A 22,693-nucleotide genomic window follows, 5' to 3' on the forward strand; every position below is an offset into this window, starting at 1 on the left:
GCGGACGCCGTTCAGGGCGCCGAAGTAGTGGTCGAAGCTGCGGTTCTCCTGCATCAGCACCACGACGTGCTTGACGTCGGCGATGCTGCCGGTGGTCGCGGCCCTCGCGGTGGTGGCGGGGAGGCCGGTGAGCGCGGCGGCGCCGGCGGCCGCGGTGGCGCCGACGAAGGTACGGCGGGAAAGTGCGGTCATCGGGAGCGGCCTCTCAGAGCTGGAAGGTGGCGACGGCGGCGGCGCAGTCCGAGGGCCAGCCGTTGCCGGCGGCGCCCGGGTCCGGCTGGGGCCAGCCGGTGACGAGGGTGTGGGCCTCGACCAGGGTGAGCGGGCCGGCGAAGTGCACGGCGGCGATGCGGTCCTGGGGTTCGGGCTTGGTGGCGCGCTGCTTGCGGGTCGGCGACCAGGTGGCGCCCGGCGAGGCCAGAGGGTCCGGGTGGGCGCTGCGGTAGGAGTCGGTCAGTCCGGCGCCCCGGAGGGCCACCGTGACCGGCCAGTCGAGCGGGCCGACACCGCTGTGCAGGCCGGCGGTGGCCGCCGTCCAGTCCAGGTGGGACGGCGAGGCGAGGTCGGCGCCCAGGACGACCGCGCGGCCGGCGGTGATGTCCGCCTGGACGGCGGTGGCGAGGGCCCTGGCCTGCTGGAGCCGGACGGAGGCGTTCTCGGTGGCCGTGATCTGCGCGGCGCTCCGGCCGTCCTGGGCGGCGTACGGGCCGTAGTCCGCCTCGTCCAGATGCGCGGCCCAGAACCGGACGCTCCGGCCTCCGGGGAGCTGGAGGGTGGCCCCGGCGGCGGGCAGCGCGGCCGTGACCGGGGTGACGGCGGTGAGCGGGTACCGGCTGAGGATGCCGACGCTGCCCGCGCTCTGGTAGGCGTACCAGCCGAGCGCGGTGGCCAGGCTCTGGGCGGCGGTGCCGACGGTCTCCTGGAGGGCCAGCACGTCCAGGCCCTGGGTGAGCACGGTGCGCAGCTGCTTCTCCAGGGCGTCGGTGAAGGCGGTGCCCGCGTTGGCGAGGTTCCAGCTGGCGGTCTTGAGCCGAGGGGCGGTGGCGGCCGGGTCGATGACCGGGACGGTGAGGGTGAGGGCGTCGGTGACGCCGGCGGTGTCCTTGACACCGACGAGGAGCTGTACCTCGCCGAGGCCGGCGGGCGCGGTACCGGTCACGGTGCCGTCGGCGGCGACGGCGAGCCAGGCCGGTCCGCCGACCTTGCGAAAGGTCGGGACGCCGGCCGGGCGGCACCAGAGGCCGCCGAGCTTGACGGAGACGGCGCCACCGGGAGCCACGGCCGTCGCGGTGAGCGCGTCCACGGCGAGGTGCGGGCGGACGGGCGCGGGCCTGGAGCGGAAGGTGAAGGGGGCGGTCTGCGCCAGGACGCCGTAGCCGTCCTTGGCGAGCAGGTACGCGGTGTAGGGGCCGCCGGTGAGGGCGGAGGTGTCGAGCTGGACGTCACCCGAGGTGCCGGGGGTGTACTTCCAGAGCAGCGAGCTGCCGGTGCCGGGCCGGCGGGTGCCGTCGTAGACGCCGACCCAGTTCTTGGCGTCCGGGGCGTCGGTGCTCCAGTGGAAGGTGAGCCTGTCGCCTTCGACGGGGCTGACGGGCGAGGCGAGGGTGAGGGAGCTGCCTGTGGCCACGAGGGTCCTTCGAGTCGGGGAGAGCGGCTAGTTGGCTGAACAACTAGACGCCCTATTGACCCGAAGGGCGACATACGCGGCGTGAACGAGACATGACCGAACGCCAGAAGGATGGACAACTCACCGTTGAGTCTTGGTCGTTGACGAACGACAGGGGATCACTCCACCGATGACGTCCGTCGTGTGCGCGCAGTGGCGCGGTCAGATCGTCTCCAGGTCTGCTGCGGGGAGGTGGCCGTCGTCGCGCAACAGGGAGGCGGGCCCGGCGGTGGGGTCCGTCGCCCGGCGCTCGACCCTCGGGTAACCCGAGACACACAGTCTTCTCCGTGGACAGGACGAACTTCCTGCTCCGGGTTCCCCGGCCCTCAGAAGGGGATGACCTCGTGCGGCCGCTGCGGGTCGACGCCGGGCATCGCCGTCGTCACCGCCTGCTCGAACTCGGCCTCGGTGCGGGCCTGGAACAGCGGGAGGAAGACCGGGCCGGAGCCCAGTGGCCAGACGGCCCCGGTGCGCTTGAGCACGATGACCGGGCCGTTGCCCCAGGTCATCGCCCCCTGGTCGCCGTCCAGGTACGCGTCCGGTTGGGTGTTGACCGAGTACGCGAAGCCGAGATCAGAGATCCGCCGCTCGGGTCGTTGCCACCCGTACCGCGTCTGCAGCCATGCCACCAGGGTTTCGAAAGTCAGCATGTCCGGGATGATCGCACGCCGGGGCCCGGCTCAGTGGCTGCTCCTCAGATTGAGGACCACCACACCGACGATCACCAGGGCGATCCCCAGCCACTGGAACCGGCCCAGCGACTCGCCGAAGACGACCACGCCGATGCCGGCCACCGCGGCCGTCCCGGCGCCGGACCAGACCGCGTACGCGACCGACACCGGGATGTGCTTCAGGGCCCGGCCGAGCAGCACGAACGAGAGCACGTAGCCGATCGCCACGCCCACGCTCGGCCACAGCCGGCTGAAGCCCTCGGTCAGCTTCAGGCAGCTGGTGGCGCAGACTTCGCTGAGTATCGCCAGGGCGAGGAGAAGGTAGGGCATGGGGGGTCAAACCCCGGGCCGGGCGCCGAGCTTCCCCAGCAGCGCGAGATCGGCGTGCACCAGGCTGTCCAGCAGGGTGACGCGCGGCCCGTCGGGGATGGGCGTGGCGCTCGACGGGACGGCGAGCACCGCGCAGCCCGCGGCGGTGGCCGAGGCGACGCCGGTCGGGGTGTCCTCGACGGCCACGCAGTCCGCCGGGTCCAGGCCGAGCCGCGCGGCGGCGGCGAGGTACGGGTCGGGCGCGGGCTTGGTGCGCGCGGTGTCCTCGGAGGCGAGGGTGACGGCGAACCAGTCGCGGCCGATCGCGGCCAGGACGAGGTCGACCACCCGGCGCGGCGAGGCGGACACCAGCGCGGTGGGCACCCGGGCGTCCCGGAGTTCGGCGAGCAGGGCGAGCGCGCCCGGCCGGGGGACGGTGGCGGCGGCGACCTTGCCGGCGAAGGAGTCGCCGAGGCGGTCGGCGAGTTCGGCCTCGCTCAGTGCGGTGCCGCTGACCTTGTGCAGGTGGGCGGCGGTGTGCTCGATGGCCCGGCCGAGCACCTCGGGGGCGTCCTGGTCGGTGAGCGGGTGGTGCAGCTCGTCGGCGAGCTCGGCTGCGGTCTGCCACCAGAGGTGTTCGGTGTCGACCAGGGTGCCGTCCATGTCGAAGAGGACGGCGGCGGGCAGGGCGGATGCAGGCATGGCGGTACCTTCGGTGGTTCCTGGGAGATGGCGCTTCAGACGGTACGGCGGTCCACCAGGACCGGGCGGTCCGGGAGGGTGAGCGCGGCACGCGAGCCGATCGGCAGGGCGGCGGCCGCCTCGGTCGGCAGGTCGGCCTTGACCTCGGTGCCGTCGTCGAGCCGGACGGTCAGCCGGGTGACGGCGCCCAGGAACGAGGCCGAGACCACCAGGGCCTGGCCGTCCGGGGCCGGGGCCAGCGACACGTTCTCGGGCCGGACCAGCACGTCGAGTTCGCCGCCCGAGGGAACCGTGCCGTCGACCTCGTACCGGCGGCCGAGCGTCGCCACGCCGTCGCCGGAGCGGTGGCACGGGATGCGGCTCATGGTGCCGACGAACTCGGCGACGAAGGCGGTGGCCGGGCGGGCGTACAGCTCGGACGGGGTGGCGCACTGCTCCAGCCGGCCCGCGCGCAGCACGGCGACCCGGTCGGCCATCGAGAGCGCCTCCTCCTGGTCGTGGGTGACGAACAGGGTGGTGATCCCCAGCTCCTGCTGCAGGCGGCGGATCTCCTCGCGCAGCGAGAGGCGGACCTTGGCGTCCAGTGCGGACAGCGGCTCGTCGAGCAGCAGCACGCGCGGCTGCAGGGCCAGCGCGCGGGCGAGCGCGATGCGCTGCTGCTGGCCGCCGGACAGCTGGTGCGGGTAGCGGTCGGCGTGCTGCGGCAGGCCGACCAGCTCCAGCAGCTCCTGGGCGCGCCTGCGGCGCTCGGCCTTGCCCGTGCCGCGCATCCGCATCCCGAAGGCGACGTTGTCGGCGGCGGTGAGGTGCGGGAAGAGGCTGTAGGACTGGAAGACCATGCCCGCGTCGCGCCGGTGCGCGGGGATGCGGGTGATGTCCTCGCCGTCCACCAGCACCTGGCCGGAGTCGTGCTGCTCGAAGCCGGCCAGGATGCGCAGCGCGGTCGTCTTGCCGCAGCCGGACGGGCCGAGCAGGGCGAGCAGTTCACCGGGATGGACGGTCAGGTCGAGGCCGTCCAGGGCGGTGGTGGCGCCGAACGAGCGGCGCAGGGCACGGAATTCGACGGTCGCGCCGCCGGGTGCGAGGGGGACGCCGGCGACGGGGGCGGTAACCGTGGTCATGATGGGGATCGCTCCGGGGGCTTCAGGAAGTGGTGGTCTTGTGGCGGCGCTCGCGGCCGACGGTGGCCAGCAGGAGCAGCAGCAGCCAGGTGATCAGCAGGCTCAGGATGGAGACCGCGACCGACATGTGGGCCTGGCTGTTGCCGACCGAGTAGATCCACACCGGGAAGGGCTGGTAGCCGAGGATCGAGGCGGCGGTGAACTCGCCGAGGACCAGGGCCAGGGTGAGGAAGGAGGCGTTCAGCAGCGCGCCGCGCAGGTTGGGCAGCACGACGGTGAACACCGCGCGCGGCCAGCTCGCGCCGCAGTTGCGGGCGGCCTCGACCAGGGTGCGCAGGTCCACCGCGCGCAGACCGGCGTCGATCGCCCGGTAGGCGAGCGGCAGCGCCATCAGCACGTAGGCGATCACCAGGACCAGCGGGAAGCCCGGGTCCTGGACGAACACGAAGGTCTGGAAGAACGGGGTGTCCATCAGGTAGTCCGGGCCCCAGCGCAGCACCCCGATCATGCCGGCGGTCAGCGCGACCGGCGGGACGACCAGCGGCAGGGTGCAGAGCACGTCGATCACCGGGCGCAGCTTCGGAGAGCCGAGCCGTACCGCGATCAGCGCCGGCACCAGCAGGAGCAGCAGCACCAGGACGGTGACGACGGCGAGCCGCAGGGTGAGCCACAGACTGTCCAGGAAGCCGGGGGCACCGAGCAGACCGGTGTACGCCTCGAAGGAGTAGCCCCGGGGTTCGTCGATCGAGAAGTAGCCGGCGGCGGCCAGCGGGACGACGAAGTAGACGCCCGCGAGCAGCAGGACGGCGCCGCGCCACCAGCGCACCTTGCGGCGCGGCGAGGAGGGGCGGGCGGAGGTCAGCTGAGCCATCGGGCGCTCCGGCGCTGGAGGGGGAGGTACACGGCCATCACCAGGACGGCCACCACGATCATGTTGAGGCTGAGGGCGAGCGCGAGGTTGCCCTGGCCGACCAGCACGTTGCCGGAGAGCGCGTCCGCGATCGAACGGCTGATCAGCGGCACGGTCGCGCCGACCATGGCCGCGGCGGTGGCGTACGCGGCGAAGGCGCTGCCGAAGAGCAGGACGAAGCCGCCGAGCAGGGAGGGCAGCAGGATCGGCAGCGCGACGTGGCGCCAGTACTGGACGGTGGTGGCCCGGTTGTTGTGGGCCGCCTCGCGCCACTGCACCCGCAGGCCGTCCAGGGCCGGCGTGATGGTGAGCACCATCAGCGGGACGAGGAAGTACAGGTAGACGATCGTCAGGCCGGTGAAGGTGTAGAGCGACCAGCCGTGGTCGGTCAGGTGGAGCAGCTTGGTGATCTCACCGGCGTTGCCGAGGGTGGCGACGAAGGCGAAGGCGAGCGGCAGACCGCCGAAGTTGGCGAGGACGCCGGAGGCGGTCAGCACGGCCTGGCGCAGCCAGGTGTGCCGGGAGGTCACCACGGCCTGCGCGATCGGCAGGCCGATCACGGTGGAGAGCAGCGCGGTCAGCGCGGAGAGCTTGAGGCTGCTGACCATCGCCGTCCAGTACGCGCCCTGGAGGGAGGCGGTGACGTTGTCGAAGGTGAACTGGCCGGCACCGCCGTCCGCGTCGCTGGAGGTGGTGAAGGCGCCGATCACGATCGCGACGGCGGGCAGGCCGAAGCCGATCGCGAAGAAGAGGAACAGCGGCACGGTGGCGAGCCAGGAGCCGCCGCGCAGGCGGGGCGCACGGGGCCGGCGGGGGGTGGGGGTGGTGGTCGTGGCGGTGCGGGACGCCCCCGCGCCGCCACCGGGGTCGGTGGCGGCGGGGGTGGTCGGCACCGGGGTGGGAGCCGTGGTCATGAGTGGGATCAGCCCGTTCGGGTCGCTGCGGCCGGCCGTCAGCCTGCGATGGCCTTGGTCCAGTTCTCGGTGACGACCTTCTTGGCGGCCGTGATCTGGTCCTGGGTCGGGAAGGTGGTGAACGGCTTCTCGACGGCGGGCAGCTTGGCGGCGGCCGCGGCGTCCAGCGTGCCGTCCTTCTTCAGGGCCTCGAAGGTGGCGGGGGTGGCGTAGCCGCCGAGGAAGAGGTTCTGGCCCTCGGTGCTGAACAGGTACTCCTGCCACAGGCGGGCGGCCGCCGGGTGCGGGGCCCACTTGTTGACGCCCTGGTTGTAGAACTGGGCGTAGCTGCCGTCGGCGGGGACGGAGACCTTCCAGTCGACGCCCTTGTCCTTGAACTGGTCGCTGTAGCCGGCGTTCAGGTAGGACCAGTCGATCGAGATCGGGGTCTCGCCCTTCTCGATGGTGGCGGGGGTGGACTCGACCGGGTTGAAGTTGCCGGAGGACTTCAGCTTCCCGAAGAAGTCGATGCCGGGCTGGATGTTGTCCAGCGAGCCGCCGTTGGCCAGCGCGGCCGCGTAGACGCCGCCGAAGGCGGAGCCGGACTTGGTCGGGTTGCCGTTCAGGGCGACCTGGCCCTTGTACTCGGGCTTGAGCAGGTCGGCGAAGGTCTTCGGGCAGTTGGCGATCTTCTTGGCGTCGCAGCCGATCGAGATGTAGCCGCCGTAGTCGTTGACGGCGGCGCCGTTGGCGTCCTTCATGGTGTCCGCGACCTTGTCGAAGGTGGCCACCTTGTAGGGGGCGAGCAGGCCGTCCTTGACCGCCTGGAGCGCGAAGGCGCTGCCGAGGTCGACGACGTCGGGGGCGCGGTCCTGGCCCTTGCGGGAGGTGATCGCGTTGATCTCGTCCTGGCTGGAGCCGTCCGGGTTCTCGTCCTCGATCTCGATGCCGTACTTGGCCTTGAACGAGTCCATGATCTTGCCGTAGTTCGCCCAGTCCCTGGGCAGCGTGATGACGTGCAGCTTGCCCTCCTTCTTGGCGGCGGCGACGAGGCCGTCCAGACCGCCGAAGTCGGCGAGCGAGGTGGCGTCCTTGGCGTCCTTGGCGCCGGCCTTGGCGGCGTCACCGGACTTCGGGGCGGTCGAACCGGCGGAGCCGCAGGCGGTGAGGGAGAGCGCGGCGGCGGTCAGTACGGCCGCGAAGGCGGCGGCGCGGGCACGGTGCACGGTCACGGGTCAGTCTCCTGATCGGGGGCGTACTGCGAGGAGCGCGTTTCGCGGGGGTGCGTCTCGCGGGAGAGGCTTCTTCGTAAGGGGAGGTCGGGCGACCGGCCGTTCGAAACCGTCCGAGTTGACTAGCCAACTTCGCCTGACGGGGGTAAGTACGCCGGAGTCCGGTGACGGGAAGGTGAACGGATGGCCCAGAACCGGGGTCGGCTGCGGGAACGGTCGAATCAGGCCCTCGGGGCGCGATCGGCCGAGTGCGATGCTTCGACGGCGCAGCGGGATAAAGTCGGACTGTCCGGGCCGGTACGGCTGCGCAGGACACCGCCCCAGGAGGGACATTGACTGACGTGGCACTGGAGCCCGACCGCCCCGCGGCCCCCGCCGCGCCCGGCCAGGACCGCGCCGCCGGTGCGCTCTACCGCAAGGTCGCCGCCGATCTGCGCGAGGCGATCACCACGGGTGCGTTCGGCGAGGCCGGCCGGCTGCCCGCCGAGGGCGCGCTGGCCGAGCAGTACGGCGTCTCGCGCGGCACCGTCCGCCAGGCGCTCGCCGTGCTGCGCTCGGACGGGCTGGTCACCTCCCGGCGCGGCACCCGCCGGGTGGTGCTGGGCACCGCCCGGGTGCAGAGCTTCTCCGAGCTGCTCAGCTTCACGCACTGGGCCTACTCGATGGGGGAGGAGCCCGGCGGCATCCTGGACTCGCTGGTCCGCCGGCCGGCCGACGCGGCCGAGCGCGAGCAACTGCGCCTGGAGCCCGGGTCGGAGGTGTACGTGACGGTCCGGCTGCGCACGCTCGCCGGGGCGCCGGTGATGGTCGAGCGGACGGTCTACCCGCCCCGGGTCGGCGAGATCGTCGCCCAGCTGCCGGCCGACGTGGTCTCGCACACCGAAGTCCTGCGCGAACACGGCATCCTGTTCACGGACGCGGACCACACCATCGACATCGTCGCCGCCAACGCGGAGGACGCCCGGCTGCTCGGCTGCCGCCGGGGAAGCCCGCTGCTGCGCGAGCGGCGCAGGACCACCGACCCGGCCGGTATGCCGGTGGAGTGGTCCCAGGACCGCTACCTGCCCGGCACGGTGGCCTTCAGCGTGCACAACTCGCTGGCCACGTCGGCCCTTTCGCGGCATGCGCGGGAGGGCGACTGACTCCACCGCAGGAGTGGGAAGTCGGACCGGCCGACTTCCCACTCCGGTCCGGTGCGCGGCGGCCCCGGTGCGAGGGGCCACGCCTTGCGGACCGGGTCGTGTCCGGCTAGCGCATCAGGGCCGCCAGCAGCGGACGGAAGTGCTCGAACCCCGGCGTCACGGCGTCCGCCTCCTTGGCCCGCTCGTCCCAGCGGCGCACCGCGACGGCGTCGGCCGCGCCGGGCAGGGCCGCGAACGCGGCCGCCTGCTCCTCGCTCATCGGGCCGCCCTGCACCTGGAGGGTGTACTCCGAGGCCTCCGAGAGCCGCTCGCGGTAGCCGGGCTCGACCGCGCACAGGTAGCGCTTGGCGGCCACGTGCAGCCGGACCGGCTCGGTGACCTCCGGGCCGAACCACCGCGCCAGCCAGGCGGCGCCGGTGTCGCTGTGCCGGTTGTCCTGACCCCGCATCAGGTCCCTTCCGTGCAGGGTGCCGTGACCGTGCTGGTCGAAGAAGTGGCCGAGGTCGTGCAGCAGGGCGGCCGCGACCAGCTCCGGGGCCGCCCCGGCGGCCTGCGCCAGCGCACCCGCCTGCAGCATGTGCTCGGCCATGGTGACCGCCTCGCCCAGGTACTCGCCGGCGCCCTCGCCCGTGAACAGCTCGGCGATCGTGTCCAGCGCGGCGGCGCGGCGCTCCAGCACCGCGAGGGTGGAGGAGAGTGAGTCGAGGTCCGCGTAGCAGCCCTGGAGGTGGCGCGAGCCGTCCTGCTCGAAGGCCGTCCGGGCGTGCAGCAGCCGGACGTTGTCGAAGATCAGGCAGTCGCCCGGGTCGAGCCGGAAGTCCAGGCGGAGTTCGGGGCGCAGGGTGATCGCGGCGAACCGGCGGTAGGCGGCGTAGAAGGCGTCCAGCTCCTCGGCGGGCGCGCGCAGGGTGCCGATCGACCGGTTGTTGAACCGCACCTCGCGGATCCGGCCGAGCGCGTCCACCTCGATCAGCGGCCGGTCGGCGCGCAGTTCGGTGCCGCGGTCGCGGAAGACGAAGGGCACGGGCGTACCGGTCAGCACCGCGAAGTCCCCGGGCGCCTCCGCGCGCAACAGCGCGGCCGCCTTGAAGCCGTCCACCAGGCCGGAGTCGCCGCCGGTGGCGGAGTTCTCCAGGCAGTGCAGCAGTTGCAGGGTGGGCACCGGGTCCCGGTACGGGTTGTCGCTGTGCGGGGCGATCGCGGCGCTGGTGAAGGCCAGGTTGTTCGGATCCGGCTCGACCCGGACGTCGAACAGCTCGCCGTAGTTGGTGACCCGGACGTACCCGAAGGTCCCGGCCACCTTGAGCACCTGCCGCTCGACCGCCGGTACCCCGCGCAGCACCGCGAACCCCGAGCGCCGGACGGCCCCGAGTACCGCCGCCCGCTCGGCCGGGTCGGCCAGGTACGCCGCCCACCGGGCCTGCGGGATCCCGTGCCGGAAGTCGGCCGCGACCCAGAGCCGCTTCTCCGCCTCCGTGCGCCCGTCGCCGTCCGCCTCCCGCGCCAGCCACTCCAGCGGGTAGCGCGACCGGTGGCCGTCCGACCAGAGCACCTCCAGGTGCCCGTCGGCCTCGGTGTGGGCGGCGACCGCGAGGTCGGCCGGCAGGTCGGTGATCTGGAACAGCTTCTGCCCGTTGCGCTGGTCCCGGCACTCGGCGCAGGGGCAGTTGTCGCGCAGCCAGTAGGGCGGCGGGTGGGCGGTCATGGGCTCCTCCTCGGCGGGGCGATTGGCGGCCAAGTTGTATAGCCAACTTCGCGCTGAGAGGAGCCTTGCGGGCGGTGGTGAGATCCGGGTGGCGAAACGGTGAACCCCTCGGGAACAGAAGCTCCCGAGGGGTCGGTGAGGGCGACGCTCTTCGTCACCGGGGGGAGTGACCCGCCGTCTCCCACGCGGTGTCCGCCGCCTTGAGGGCGGCTGCCGGGTCGGTGCCGAGGGCGGCGGCCAGGGCGGTGAGGGTCGCGTGGACGGTGTCGGGTGAGGCCGCGGTGCCGTAGTGGTTGACGCGCAGCATCCGGGTGGCCAGCGCGCCGCCGCCGGGCTGGACGGGCAGCGCCGGATCGCGGCGGAGCAGGTCGGCGGCGAGTCCGGCGGCGGACAGGCCGGCGGGGGTGCGCAGGGTGGTGGCGACCGGCGCGGCGTGCGCGTCGTCCGGGACGAACGGGGTGACGGTGCCCAGGACGCGGACACCCGCGCGGGTCGCCGCGGCGGCGGCGCGGTGGCGGGCGATCACGGTGGGCAGGCCGTCCGCGGCGATCCGGTCCAGGCAGGCGCCGAGCGCCAGCATCTCCAACTGGGCCGGGGCGTGCGGGAGCACGGTGCGCCCGGCGTCGGTCCAGCGCTCCTTCCAGTCCAGCAGCGAGAGGTAGGAACGGCGCGGCGCGGCCGGGTTGGCGGCGATCCGCTCCCAGGCGCGCTCGGAGACCGAGACGGCGGAGACGCCGGCCGGGCCGCCCATCGCCTTCTGCCCGCCGATCACACAGAGGTCGATGCCCCACGCGTCGGTCAGCAGTGGCTCGGCGGCCACCGAGGCGACGGCGTCCAGCATCAGCAGCGCGCCGTGCTCGCGGACGACGGCGGCGATCTCGGCGACCGGGTTGGTGTTGCCGGTGGCGGCCTCGGCGTGCACCAGGGAGACGAAGTCGATCGCCGGGTCGGCCGCCAGCGCCTCGGCGACCTGCCCGGCGGTGACCGCGCTGTCGAACGGCACCGCGAGGTCCACGACCGTCGCCCCGCAGTCGCGCAGCCAGTTGCCGAAGGTCTGGCCGTACGGGCCGGTGACGATGTTCAGCGCGGTGGAGCCCGGGTGCGCGGCGCTGCGGATCGCGGCCTCCAGCGGCAGCAGCGCCTCACCCTGGGTCACGATCACATCGGCGGTGGTGTGCAGCAGCGCGGCGACCTGGTCCTCGATCGCCGCGAAGGCGGCGGCGCTGAGCGGAGGAAGGTCGAGGAAGGGGCTCACGGTGGCGGCCGGCCTTTCGGTGAACAGCGGGGGAGGAGACGCCGGGAGGCGGTTCGGACGGGACCGAGTCTGCCTCATTCCCCCTGCTTACAAGGAAGGCCCTGCTCGGTAGAGTGCGAGCCATGAGCGATGGTGCGGTGCTGCACGTCAGGGGCCGGGTGCTGGTCGGTCCGGAGGACGTCCGGGACGAACTCTGGGTGGTGGACGGCCGGGTGGCCTTCGACCGCCCGGCGGCGGCCGGCGACGTCCGCACGGTGACCGGCTGGGTGCTGCCCGGTCTGGTGGACGCGCACTGTCACGTCGGGCTGGACGCGCACGGCGCCGTCGACGCCGCCACCAGCGAGAAGCAGGCGGTGACCGACCGTGACGCCGGTACCCTGCTGATCCGCGACGCCGGCTCGGCCGCGGACACCCGGTGGATCGACGACCGGGACGACCTGCCCCGGATCATCCGGGCCGGCCGGCACATCGCCCGCACCCGCCGCTACATCCGCAACTACGCGCACGAGATCGAGCCCGGCGACCTCGCCGCCTACGTCCGGGCCGAGGCCCGGCGCGGAGACGGCTGGGTGAAGCTGGTCGGCGACTGGATCGACCGCGGCACCGGCGACCTCGCCGCCTGCTGGCCCGGCGACGCGCTGGCCGGGGCGATCGCGGCGGCGCACGAGGAGGGCGCGCGGGTCACCGCGCACTGCTTCGCGGCCGAGTCGCTGCCCGACCTGCTGGCGGCCGGCATCGACTGCGTCGAGCACGCCACCGGGCTGACCGAGGAGCTGATCCCGGCCTTCGCCGAGCGCGGCGTCGCGATCGTCCCGACCCTCGTCAACATCGCCACCTTCCCGACCCTGGCGGCCGGCGGCGAGGCCAAGTTCCCGGCCTGGGCCGCGCACATGCGCCGGCTGCACGAGCGCCGCTACGACACCGTCGGGGCCGCGCACGACGCGGGCATCCCGATCTTCGTCGGGACGGACGCGGGCGGCTCGCTCGCCCACGGGCTGGTGGCCGAGGAGGTCGCCGAGCTGGTGAAGGCCGGGCTCAGCCCCGCCGAGGCGCTGTCGGCGGCCAGCTGGGGAGCACGGCGGTGGCTCGGCCGCCCGGGACTGGAGGAGGGCGCTCCGGCCGACTTCGTGGTGTACGACGAGGACCCGCGCGTGGACGTCCGGGTGCTCGCGGACCCGCGGCTGGTGGTGCTGCGCGGGCAGCCGGTGGGCTGAGCGGCGCGGCGGTGCGCGGAGCGTTTCCGGTGGCCGCCGCGGCGCTGGGCCGGTGAGTCGGTGAGTCGGCGGGCCGGTGGTTTCCCGGGGGTCGTTGTGATGATCATCCGGATGAACGGCCTGTCCGGGTAGGCCGATAGGGTGGCGCCCATGGCACCGCGTCCACTGAACGAGATCGTCGAGCCCGGCTGGGCCACCGCACTGGAGCCGGTCGCCGGCCAGGTTGCCGCCATGGGCGACTTCCTCCGCGCCGAGCTGGCCGCCGGCCGTACGTACCTGCCCTCCGGGCCGAACGTCCTGCGCGCCTTCCAGCAGCCCCTCGCCGACGTGCGGGTGCTGATCGTCGGGCAGGACCCGTACCCGACGCCCGGGCACGCCGTCGGGCTGAGCTTCTCGGTCGGGCCGGAGGTGCGGCCGATCCCGGCCAGCCTGATCAACATCTTCCAGGAGTACGGGAACGACCTCGGGCTGCCGCAGCCGTCCAACGGGGACCTCACGCCGTGGACGCAGCAGGGCGTCCTGCTGCTGAACCGGGCCCTGACCACCGCGCCGCGCAAGCCCGCCGCGCACCGCGGCAAGGGCTGGGAGGAGGTCACCGAGCAGGCGATCCGCGCCCTGGTGGCCCGCGGCGGCCCGCTGGTGGCGATCCTCTGGGGGCGCGACGCCCGCAATCTGCGCCCGCTGCTGGGCGAGGTACCGGCGGTCGAGTCCGCCCACCCGAGCCCGTACTCGGCGAACGGCGGCTTCTTCGGCTCGCGGCCGTTCAGCCGGGCGAACGAGCTGCTGGTGGCGCAGGGCGCCCAGCCGGTGGACTGGCGACTGCCGTAAGGCTCCAGGAGCGATCGGGGTAGGCCCCGGCCCCGCTGCGGCCCTTCCGGGGAAGGGCCGCACCAGAGCGTCAGAGACGGCTCAGGACCGCGTCCCGCGCAGCTCTCCCGTCCACCGCGGCCAGCGCCGACTCGGCGAATTCCCGGCACTGTTCCAGCGTGTGGCCGGCGAGCGCGGCCCGGACCTCGGCCAGGCACGAGGGCGCGACGGAGAGACTGGTGACGCCCAGGCCGACCAGCACCAGGGCCAGCGCCGGGTCGGCGGCCGCCTCGCCGCAGACACCGACCGGGCGGCCGTACTCACCGCCCGCCCGGGCGGTGGCCGCGACCAGGTCGAGCAGGGCCGGCTGCCAGGGGTCGAGCAGCTCGGCGAGGGAGCCCAGCGTACGGTCGGCGGCGAAGGTGTACTGGGCCAGGTCGTTGGTGCCGATACTGAGGAAGTCGCAGACTTCGGCGAGCCGTTCGGCCCGCAGCGCGGCGGCCGGGACCTCCACCATCGCCCCGGCCAGCGGGAGCCCGTGCTCGCGCACCCGGGCGGCGAACCAGGCGGCCTCGCGCGGTACGGAGACCATCGGGGCCATCACCCACACCTCGGCGCCGCTCTGCCGGGCGGCCGCGGCGACGGCGGCGAGCTGGGTCTCCAGCAGTTGCGGCGCACGGCCGGCGGTGCGCAGGCCGCGGATGCCGAGCGCGGGGTTCTCCTCGTCAGGGGCGGTCGCGAACGGCAGCGGCTTGTCCGCGCCCGCGTCGAGCGTGCGCACCACCACCCGGCGCCCGGCGAAGGCGTCGAAGACCTCCCGGTAGGCGGCGGTCTGCTCCGCCAGGCTCGGCGCCTGGGCGCGGTCCAGAAAGAGGAACTCGGTGCGGAACAGGCCGACGCCCTCGGAATCGGCGGCCGCGGCGCCGGAAAGCTCGTGCGGCGCGCCGAGGTTGACCAGCAGGGCGACCCGGTGGCCGTCGGCGGTGCGGCCGGGCCCGTGCACGGCGGCCGTCCGCTCGCGGCGCTCCCGCTGCCGCCGCGCGGCGAGCGCGATGGCCTCCGGAGCCGGGTCAGGCTCGACCACGCCCTCGGCGCCGCGCACCAACACCTGTCGGCCGTTGGCGAGTTCGGCCGCGTCGGCGCAGCCCACCACGGCGGGCAGGCCGAGTGCCTTGGCCAGGATCGCGGTGTGGCTGGTCGGACCGCCGCGCAGGGTGACCAGCGCGAGCACCTGCTCGGGGTCGAGCAGTGCGGTGTCGGCCGGGGCGAGGTCCTCGGCGACCAGCACGTACGGGTGGCCGGGGTCGGGCAGGCCGGGCATCGGCAGGCCGAGCAGCCGCGCGACCGCACGGTCGCGCAGGTCGTCGAGGTCGGCGGCGCGCTCGGCGAAGTAGCCGCCGGCGGCGAGCAGCGCGGCGCGGAAGCCGTCGAAGGTGGTGGCGAGGGCGTGTGGGCCGTCGGCGCCGTTCGCGGCCAGCGTGGCGGCCTGCTCGGCCAGCGCCGGATCGGCGGCCATCATCGCCTGCGCGGCCAGCACCTCGGCGCCGGTCCCGGTGGCCCGGGTCGCGCGCTCCTCCAGGTCGGCGGCCACGGCGGCGAGCGCGGCGCGGACGGCCGCCGCCTCGGCCGACGGATCACCGACGGGCCGTGGGGCCGGCAGCGCGGGGGCGGGCGCCATCCACGCGACCGGTCCCGCGACGCTGCCGGTGCCGACCCCGATGCCGCGCAGCAGCGTCGTCACCGCGTCGCCCGGGCGGCGGCCGGGTCCGCGTCCGTCTCCGCGTCCAGGTCGGCCGCGAGCAGGTCGGCGAGCTCCTTGAGCGAATCCTGCGCCTGCTCGCCCTCGGCGGTGAGCTCCAGGGTGTCGCCGTGCCCGGCGGCGAGCGCGAGTACGGAGAGCAGGCTGCGGGCGTCCACCGGGCTCTGGCCGGGTCGGCCGACGGTGACCTTGGCCGACTGGCGGGCGGCGGCCTGCACGAAGAGCGAGGCGGGGCGGGCGTGCAGGCCACGGCGCGAGCCGACGGTGACCAGGAGTCGAGGCATGGGGAGTCCTTCGAAGATCGGGTGGGGTGGTCGGCGTCCCCACGTGGGATGGGGGCGCCGACCGGGTGGTGAAGGCCCGCGCCCAGGGGTACGGCGGGGCCGCCACCGCCCGCCCGGCTTCCGCGGTACGGGGGCGGTGCGGAAGACGGGCGGCATGTGGTTTCACGCCCGTTAGCGTGGTGTTTCGATTGGTTCTACGCCCGCCTGCCCGCAACTGTCAACACATTCGGGCATCAAATCGGACGTCAACGGACTTCGGTCCAAGCAAACGGACTTGCGCCCAGCCCTTGATTTTCGCGTCGGAAGGCGTATGGTTCGGGCTTAATCAGGCGTAAACAAACATGAAACGGATCTGATCCCACATGTACGCTCCCGAGCGCCAGCAGCAGATCCTCAGCCTCGCCCATGAGCGCGGCCGGGTCGACGTGCCCACCCTGGCCGAGGAGTTCGGCGTCACGCAGGAGACCATCCGACGTGACCTGAGCTCGCTCGACCGGGCCGGGCTGCTGCACCGGGTGCACGGCGGCGCCCTGCCGGCCGGCGCGCTCCACCTGGAGCCGGGCCTGGCCGAGCGGGACTCCACCGCCGCGCCGCAGAAGGAGCGGATCGCCAAGGCCGCGCTGGCCCTGCTGCCCACCGAGGGCAGCGTGCTGCTGGACGCCGGGACCACCGTCTCGCGACTGGCCGCCCTGCTGCCCGTCGACAGCAACCTGACCGTCGTCACCAACGCACTCCCGGTGGCAGCCCGGCTGGCCGACCACCCGGGCCTGACCCTCCACCTGGTCGGCGGCCGGTTGCGCCACCGCACCCAGGCCGCCGTCGACGCCTGGGCGCTGCGCGACCTGGCCGACGTGCACGCGGACGTGGCCGTCATCGCCACCAACGGCTTCTCGCCCGAGGGCGGGCTCTCCACCCCCGACCTCGCCGAGGCGGCGGTCAAGCGGGCCATGGTGGCGAGCGCCCGCCGGGTGGTGCTGGTGGCGGACTCCAGCAAGTACGACGTCCGGCACTTCGCCCGGTTCGGCTCGCTCGACCAGGTCGAGGTGCTGGTCACGGACACTGGACTGACCGACGCGCAGGCCGCCGACATCGAGAACCACGGACCGGAAGTCATTCGCGCATGATCGTCACCATCACTCCGAACCCCAGCCTCGACCGCACCTACGAGCTGGCGGACCTGGCCCTCGGCGAGGTCAACCGCGCCTCGCACGACCGGCTCGACCCGGGCGGCAAGGGTGTCAACGTCTCCCGCGCCCTCTCCGCCGCCGGCCACCGCACCACCGCCGTCCTGCCGCTCGGCGGGCTCTCCGGGCAACTGCTCGGCGACCTGCTGCGCCGCCAGGACATCGACGTGGCGCCCGTCCCGATCGCGGGCGACACCCGGATCAACGTCTCGATCGTCGAGGCCGGCGGCCGGCTGACCAAGATCAACGCCCAGGGGCCCGAGCTCAGCGCGGCCGAGTCCGCGGCGATGCTGGACATGGTCCGCCGGGGCCCGACCGACAACGGCTGGCTGGCCTGCTGCGGCAGCCTGCCGCGCGGCCTGGCGCCCGAGTGGTACGCGGAGCTGGTCGCCCAGGTGCACTCCGGCGGCGCCCGGATCGCCCTGGACACCTCCGGGCCGGCCCTGCTCGCCGCACTCGCCGCCCGGCCCGACGTGGTCAAGCCGAACCGCGAGGAGCTCGCCGACGCCGTCGGCCGCCCGATCGCCACCATCGGCGACGCCGTCGACGCGGCCGGCGAACTGCGCAAGCTCGGCGCCCAGCAGGTACTGGCCAGCCTCGGCGCGGACGGCATGCTGCTGCTCGCCGAGGAGGGCAGCTGGTACGGCACGGCCCCGGTGGCCGCCGTGCGCAGCGACGTCGGAGCCGGCGACGCCTCGCTGGCCGGCTTCCTCGGCGCGGGCGGCGCCGGACCCCGAGCACTCGCGGCGGCCCTGGCGCACGGCGCCGCCGCCGTGCAACTGCCGGGCAGCGTGATGCCGACCCCGGCCGATCTGGACCCGGCCGCGGTGGCCGTGACGGCGGACATCCCGCTGGAGCGACCACTACACGGCTGACCGCTCGTCCGTGTGGGACGGACGGGCAAGCACTCCCGGGGGCACAGGGAATCAGCAGACACCACAGTCGAAGGAACAACGACGATGAGCGATACCAGCGGACTGATCACACCCGCACTCGTTGATCTCTACCTCGCCCCGGAGGACAAGAGCGAGGCCCTGTACGCCCTCGCCCAGCGGCTGGTGGCCGAAGGCCGGGTCGCCGACCTCGACGGCTTCCTCGCCGACATCGCCGCCCGTGAGGCCCAGGCCCCGACCGGCCTGGGCGAGGGCATCGGCATCCCGCACTGCCGCTCGGCCCACGTCACCCAGCCCAGCCTGGCCTTCGGGCGCAGCCCCAGGGGCGTGGACTTCGACGCCCCGGACGGGCGGCCCGCCGACCTGATCTTCATGATCGCGGCACCGGACGGCGCGGACGACGAGCACCTGAAGATCCTCTCCGCGCTCGCCCGCCGGCTGATGGACCCGGACTTCACGGGCGCGCTGCGCACCGCCGACAGCCCGAGCGCCGTGGCCGCCCTGGTCAACGGCGAGGAGGTGCCCGGGGCCGCGGCCCCCGCGGCCCCCGCCGGACCGCAGGGGGCCCTGCGACTGGTGGCCGTCACCTCCTGCCCCACCGGGATCGCGCACACCTACATGGCCGCCAAGGCCCTGGAGCTGGCGGCCGCCCGGGTGGGCGCGCAGATCGAGGTGGAGACGCAGGGCTCGGCCGGCTCGACCCGGCTCGACCCCTCGGTGATCGCCGCCGCCGACGCGGTGATCTTCGCGCACGACGTGGAGGTCCGCGATCGCGCCCGGTTCGCCGGCAAGCCGACCGTGGACGTGGGCGTCAAGGCCGGTGTCAACCGCGCCGACGAACTGGTCGCCGAGGCCGCCCGGCTGGCCGCCGAGGCGGGCCCGGCCGGCGCCGCCGCCCCGGCACCCGCGCGAACCGCCGCCGCCGGCGAGCACTGGGCCCAGCGCCTGCGCAAGTACCTGATGACGGGCGTCAGTTACATGATCCCGTTCGTCGCGGCCGGCGGTCTGCTGATCGCCCTCGGCTTCGCGATCGGCGGCTACCAGATCGCCTCCGCGCCGTCCGTGCTCGGCCACTTCGACTGGACCTCGCAGCACAGCTGGGCCGCACTGCTGTTCCAGACCGGCAAGACCTCCTTCGGTTTCCTGGTCCCGATCCTGTCCGGCTTCATCGCCTACGCCATCGCGGACCGCGCGGCGCTGGCCGCCGGCATCGTCGGCGGCGCGGTCTCGGTGGCGGTCGGCGCCGGCTTCCTCGGCGGCATCGTGGCCGGGCTGGCGGCCGGGCTGCTGGTGCTCTGGATGGTCCGCTGGCGGGTGCCGCAGGCGATCGCCGGGATCATGCCGGTGGTGGTGATCCCGCTGCTGTCGGTCGCCCTCGTGGGCCTGCTGATGTTCGTGGTGGTCGGCTCCCCGATCGCCTCCGCGATGAGCGGGCTGACCAGCTGGCTGAACGGCCTGTCCGGGACCAACGCGATCCTGCTCGGCCTGCTGCTGGGCGCGATGATGGCCTTCGACATGGGCGGCCCGCTCAACAAGGTGGCGTACACCTTCGCGGCCGGCGCGCTCACCACGGCCGGGGTCAACCCGGATGCGGGCAGCCTCAAGGTGATGGCCGCCGTGATGGCCGCAGGCATGACCCCGCCGCTGGGCCTGGCCCTCGCCACGGTGGTGCGCAAGCGCCTGTTCACCCCGGAGGAGCGCGAGAACGGCAAGGCCGCCTGGGTGCTCGGCGCATCCTTCATCACCGAGGGCGCCATCCCCTTCGCCGCCGCCGACCCGCTGCGGGTCATCCCGGCCGGCATCCTGGGCAGCATGACCGCCGGCGGCCTGACGATGGCCTTCGGCTCCACCCTGCGCGCCCCGCACGGCGGCATCTGGGTGCTGCCGCTGATCGGCAGCCCGTTCCTCTACGTGACGGCGATCGCGGCGGGCACGGTGGTCACCGCCGGGGCGGTGGTCCTGCTCAAGGGGATGCGCAAGCCCGCCCCGGCCGCCCACGCCCCGGCCGCCGAACCGGAGCTGGTCGCAGCTGTCTGACGTGTCTGACGATCGGCCGGTAGGGAGAGGGCCCCGTGCTACCGCGCGGGGCCTTCACCCCGTGCACGGCCGCGTGCTCCGCAGCCGGTCGGCCACGGCCGGAGATCCTCGATCGGCGGCTCCAGTACCGCCGGGACGCAGGGCGCGGCTATCGGATCCGGGTCCGCACATGCCGTCGGGCTGAGCTTCTCGGTCGGGCCGGGGGCGCGGCCGATCCCGGCCGGCCTGATCAACAGGTTCCAGGAGTACGGGAACGAGTCCGCCCGGCCGAGCCCGTACTCCGCGAGCGGCGGCTTCTTCGGCCCGAACGTCCATCCGTCGCCGCGGCTCGTCGGTCTCACCCGAACGAGTGAAATGACATTCCGTGTGGCTCGTGTGACGCACTGTTCGATAAGACTGGCGGCTCGTCGTTCGGAGCACCAGCCCCTTGCCCCGCCCCGCGGGTGATGTCGGAGGCGCGCTCTACCGAGATCACCACCTGTGGGGGTACCGCCATGTCTTCTTCCCGTTCCACCTCCGTCGCCGTCTCCGTCGTCGCCGCCGCGGTGGCGGCGGTGCTGGCCGTGGCGCCGGCGGCCCACGCGACGGGGCCGACGCCCGCGCCCGCCGCGTCCGCGCCCGTTGCGTCCGCGCCCGTCGGCGCGACGCCCGGCAAGGCGCGCGCCGTCACCGCCGAACTCGACCTGGACGTCGCGCTGCTGAACAAGGCGGTGGACGTCCCGGTGAACATCGCGCTGAACAAGGTCGAGACCCCGGCGCAGCGCGAGGGCTCGGTGCTGACGGCCAAGGTCGACGGCGTCGACCAGCAGGGCCCGATCACCCTGGTCAAGGCGGACGTCGGCACCTCGGTGACGACGTCCGACGCCAAGGGCACCGCCGCCTCGGTCAAGCTGGTCAACGCCGACGTGCACGCGCCGGGCCTGCCGGCCACCACTCTGCTCGGTCTGGAGGCGCTCAGCTCCGCCGTCACCTGCCCGGTCGACGGGCCGCCCACCGCCGACGTCACCGCGCCCGCCCGGCTCACCGTCCTCGGCAAGCCGGTCACCCTCAGTCTGTACGGGCCGACCCACGTGGACGTGCCACTGGTCGGCAGCGTCTCCGTGGAGTTCTCCAAGCGGGCCACCACCTCGACGACGGCCGCCGCGTCGGCGCTGGAGGTGCAGATCGAGGTGAACCCGCTGAACCTCAACGTCGCCAAGGTGACCGGGAAGATCACCGTCGCCTCGGTGAGCTGCGAGAAGCCGGCCGCGCCGGCCGCCCCGACCTCCCCGGCCGGGCCGACGGCGCCCGCCACCGCACCCGTCGCCACCCCGGCCGTCCAGCCCGCCGTCGACGCGACCACCGCGGCGGCCGGCCGGGCCGCCCGCCCGCAGGCCACCGGCCCGAGCGCGTCCGGTGGCGGCGACCTCGCCGCCACCGGCGGCAGTGACGCCACCGGCCCGATCGCCGTCGGGGCCGCCGCGCTGGTCGTGGCCGGCGGCTTCGCGCTGTGGGCCACCCGCCGCCGGGCCGCGCACGCCCGCCGGCGCTGACGCCCGCCCTGCTCGCAGGCCGGGGCGGGAGTGCCACCCACGGCACTCCCGCACCGTGACCGTGCCAACGCGGACGGTTGGTTCACCTGGGTGTTACATGAGAGGAACAACCGGGAAACGGCGACTTGCGACGCTACGCGGGCACCCACCACCCAGTTTGCGAGGTTCACCGCCGTGGCAATCAAGGCCGAGTACATCTGGATCGACGGCACGAAGCCGACCGCCAAGCTCCGCTCCAAGACTCGGATCCTGGCCAACGCGGACAAGATCCCGACCTGGGGCTTCGACGGTTCCTCCACCAACCAGGCCGAGGGCCACGCTTCGGACCGTGTCCTTGAGCCGGTTGCCACCTTCCCGGACCCGATTCGCGGCGGCGACAACATCCTCGTCCTGTGCGAGGTCAACGAGATCGACGGCACCCCGCACGAGAGCAACACCCGTGCGCTGCTCCGCCCGATCGCCGAGCAGTTCGCCGCTCAGGAGTCGATCTTCGGCATCGAGCAGGAGTACACCTTCTTCAAGGGCTCCCGCCCGCTGGGCTTCCCCGAGGGTGGCTTCCCGGCCCCGCAGGGCGGCTACTACTGCGGTGTCGGTGCCGAGGAGGTCTTCGGCCGCGAGATCGTCGAGCTGCACATGGACCGCTGCCTGGCGGCCGGCCTCGCGCTCTGCGGCATCAACGCCGAGGTCATGCCCGGCCAGTGGGAGTTCCAGATCGGCCCGGTCGACGCGCTGACCGTCTCCGACCACATGTGGGTCGCCCGCTACCTGCTCTACCGCACCGCCGAGGAGTTCGGCATCGACGCCACCCTCGACGCCAAGCCCGCGCGCGGCGACTGGAACGGTGCCGGCGCGCACACCAACTTCTCCACCAAGGCGATGCGCGAGGGCTACGACGCGATCATCGCCGCCTGCGAGTCGCTCGGTGCCTCGCAGGAGATCGTCCTGGAGCACGTCACCCAGTACGGCGCCGACATCGAGTCGCGCCTGACCGGCAAGCACGAGACCGCCCCGTGGAACGTCTACACCTACGGCGTCTCCGACCGCGGCGCCTCGGTCCGCATCCCGTGGCAGGTCGAGGTCGACCGGAAGGGCTACATCGAGGACCGTCGCCCGAACGCCAACGTGGACCCGTACGTGGTGACCCGCCTCCTGGTCAACACCTGCTGCTCCGCCCTGGAGAAGGCCGGCCTCGTCTGAGCCGCGCTCCCCAGCCGCACCACCCGCCGGGCCTCCCCTCCGCTGCCGAGGGGAGGCCCGGCGGCTTTCCGTGCTCCGGTTCGCTCCGGTCCGGTCCGCTCCGGGCGGCTCTGGCCCGTCGCGCTCCGGTCCGGTCCGCTCTGGCCCGGTCCGTTCTGGCCCCGTCCGCTCCGTTCGCCG

At 73.8% G+C, this 22,693-nt stretch carries 21 protein-coding genes; 8 read left to right on the top strand and 13 right to left on the bottom strand.

The window, feature by feature from the left end; genetic code table 11:
- The 9 genes from AB0J08_RS13255 to AB0J08_RS13295 form a co-directional block, all read right to left on the bottom strand.
- A partial coding sequence (locus AB0J08_RS13255; protein WP_360631668.1) for an alkaline phosphatase family protein occupies positions 1 to 192 on the bottom strand: 192 nt, incomplete at its 3' end.
- A gap of 13 nt (positions 193 to 205) precedes the next feature.
- Positions 206 to 1,627, bottom strand: coding sequence for an endonuclease/exonuclease/phosphatase family protein (locus tag AB0J08_RS13260; protein ID WP_360631671.1), 1,422 nt, complete (start codon positions 1,625 to 1,627; stop codon positions 206 to 208).
- 365 nt (positions 1,628 to 1,992) lie between these two features.
- Positions 1,993 to 2,316 (bottom strand): hypothetical protein, encoded by a 324-nt coding sequence (locus AB0J08_RS13265; RefSeq protein ID WP_360631674.1) that lies wholly within the window; start codon positions 2,314 to 2,316, stop codon positions 1,993 to 1,995.
- A 30-nt stretch (positions 2,317 to 2,346) separates the two neighbouring features.
- Complete coding sequence (locus AB0J08_RS13270; RefSeq protein ID WP_360631677.1) at positions 2,347 to 2,667, bottom strand: multidrug efflux SMR transporter; 321 nt, start codon at positions 2,665 to 2,667, stop codon at positions 2,347 to 2,349.
- Between the two features lie 6 nt (positions 2,668 to 2,673).
- Entirely contained in the window at positions 2,674 to 3,348 is a 675-nt protein-coding gene (locus AB0J08_RS13275; protein ID WP_360631680.1) for an HAD family phosphatase, read from the bottom strand.
- Positions 3,349 to 3,383: 35 nt separating this feature from the next.
- Complete coding sequence (locus AB0J08_RS13280; protein ID WP_360631682.1) at positions 3,384 to 4,469, bottom strand: ABC transporter ATP-binding protein; 1,086 nt, start codon at positions 4,467 to 4,469, stop codon at positions 3,384 to 3,386.
- A 22-nt stretch (positions 4,470 to 4,491) separates the two neighbouring features.
- Positions 4,492 to 5,340, bottom strand: coding sequence for an ABC transporter permease subunit (locus AB0J08_RS13285; RefSeq protein ID WP_360631685.1), 849 nt, complete (start codon positions 5,338 to 5,340; stop codon positions 4,492 to 4,494).
- A complete protein-coding gene (locus AB0J08_RS13290; protein ID WP_360631688.1) occupies positions 5,328 to 6,293 on the bottom strand; it encodes an ABC transporter permease subunit in 966 nt (321 codons plus the stop codon). Before AB0J08_RS13290 ends, AB0J08_RS13285 begins: the two co-directional genes overlap by 13 nt.
- A 38-nt stretch (positions 6,294 to 6,331) precedes the next feature.
- The gene (locus AB0J08_RS13295) at positions 6,332 to 7,504 is read right to left on the bottom strand and encodes an ABC transporter substrate-binding protein (protein WP_360631691.1); all 1,173 of its coding nucleotides are present in this window, start codon (positions 7,502 to 7,504) and stop codon (positions 6,332 to 6,334) included.
- 341 nt (positions 7,505 to 7,845) lie between these two features.
- On the opposite strand from AB0J08_RS13295, the gene AB0J08_RS13300 reads away from it, so the two are divergent.
- The gene (locus AB0J08_RS13300) at positions 7,846 to 8,646 is read left to right on the top strand and encodes a GntR family transcriptional regulator (RefSeq protein ID WP_360632022.1); all 801 of its coding nucleotides are present in this window, start codon (positions 7,846 to 7,848) and stop codon (positions 8,644 to 8,646) included.
- 106 nt (positions 8,647 to 8,752) lie between these two features.
- On the opposite strand, the gene AB0J08_RS13305 is transcribed toward AB0J08_RS13300, so the two are convergent.
- A complete protein-coding gene (locus AB0J08_RS13305) occupies positions 8,753 to 10,351 on the bottom strand; it encodes a phosphonate degradation HD-domain oxygenase (protein WP_360631694.1) in 1,599 nt (532 codons plus the stop codon).
- A gap of 154 nt (positions 10,352 to 10,505) precedes the next feature.
- Positions 10,506 to 11,606, bottom strand: coding sequence for an aminotransferase class V-fold PLP-dependent enzyme (locus AB0J08_RS13310; RefSeq protein WP_360631697.1), 1,101 nt, complete (start codon positions 11,604 to 11,606; stop codon positions 10,506 to 10,508).
- 122 nt (positions 11,607 to 11,728) lie between these two features.
- Between AB0J08_RS13310 and AB0J08_RS13315 the strand changes: the two genes are divergently transcribed.
- Positions 11,729 to 12,820 (top strand): amidohydrolase family protein, encoded by a 1,092-nt coding sequence (locus AB0J08_RS13315; protein WP_360631700.1) that lies wholly within the window; start codon positions 11,729 to 11,731, stop codon positions 12,818 to 12,820.
- Between the two features lie 150 nt (positions 12,821 to 12,970).
- The gene (locus AB0J08_RS13320) at positions 12,971 to 13,648 is read left to right on the top strand and encodes a uracil-DNA glycosylase (protein ID WP_360631703.1); all 678 of its coding nucleotides are present in this window, start codon (positions 12,971 to 12,973) and stop codon (positions 13,646 to 13,648) included.
- Between the two features lie 70 nt (positions 13,649 to 13,718).
- Here AB0J08_RS13320 and ptsP read toward each other — a convergent pair whose 3' ends face one another.
- Together ptsP and AB0J08_RS13330 are read right to left on the bottom strand one after the other, a co-directional pair.
- Entirely contained in the window at positions 13,719 to 15,368 is a 1,650-nt protein-coding gene (gene ptsP, locus AB0J08_RS13325) for a phosphoenolpyruvate--protein phosphotransferase (RefSeq protein ID WP_360631706.1), read from the bottom strand.
- Positions 15,365 to 15,670: an HPr family phosphocarrier protein gene (locus AB0J08_RS13330; protein WP_360631709.1), complete on the bottom strand. Its 306-nt coding sequence runs from the start codon at positions 15,668 to 15,670 to the stop codon at positions 15,365 to 15,367. Before AB0J08_RS13330 ends, ptsP begins: the two co-directional genes overlap by 4 nt.
- A 362-nt stretch (positions 15,671 to 16,032) precedes the next feature.
- On the opposite strand from AB0J08_RS13330, the gene AB0J08_RS13335 reads away from it, so the two are divergent.
- The 5 genes from AB0J08_RS13335 to glnII all read left to right on the top strand — a co-directional run bounded on the left by AB0J08_RS13335 (position 16,033) and on the right by glnII (position 22,513).
- Entirely contained in the window at positions 16,033 to 16,794 is a 762-nt protein-coding gene (locus AB0J08_RS13335; protein ID WP_360631712.1) for a DeoR/GlpR family DNA-binding transcription regulator, read from the top strand.
- Positions 16,791 to 17,729, top strand: a complete 939-nt coding sequence (gene pfkB / locus AB0J08_RS13340; protein ID WP_360631715.1) for a 1-phosphofructokinase — start codon at positions 16,791 to 16,793, stop codon at positions 17,727 to 17,729. The genes AB0J08_RS13335 and pfkB overlap by 4 nt, the downstream gene beginning before the upstream one ends.
- Before the next feature lie 84 nt (positions 17,730 to 17,813).
- On the top strand, positions 17,814 to 19,784 hold the full coding sequence (locus AB0J08_RS13345; RefSeq protein WP_360631718.1) for a fructose-specific PTS transporter subunit EIIC: 1,971 nt from the start codon (positions 17,814 to 17,816) through the stop codon (positions 19,782 to 19,784).
- Positions 19,785 to 20,278: 494 nt separating this feature from the next.
- Positions 20,279 to 21,316 carry an SCO1860 family LAETG-anchored protein gene (locus AB0J08_RS13350; RefSeq protein WP_360631721.1) on the top strand — a complete coding sequence of 346 codons (1,038 nt, stop codon included), beginning with the start codon at positions 20,279 to 20,281 and terminating at the stop codon, positions 21,314 to 21,316.
- Between the two features lie 174 nt (positions 21,317 to 21,490).
- The gene (gene glnII / locus AB0J08_RS13355) at positions 21,491 to 22,513 is read left to right on the top strand and encodes a glutamine synthetase (RefSeq protein WP_360631724.1); all 1,023 of its coding nucleotides are present in this window, start codon (positions 21,491 to 21,493) and stop codon (positions 22,511 to 22,513) included.
- The last annotated feature ends 180 nt before the right edge of the window (positions 22,514 to 22,693 follow it).

The organism is Kitasatospora sp. NPDC050463, from assembly GCF_040655255.1.
In the GTDB taxonomy this organism is placed as follows: domain Bacteria; phylum Actinomycetota; class Actinomycetes; order Streptomycetales; family Streptomycetaceae; genus Kitasatospora.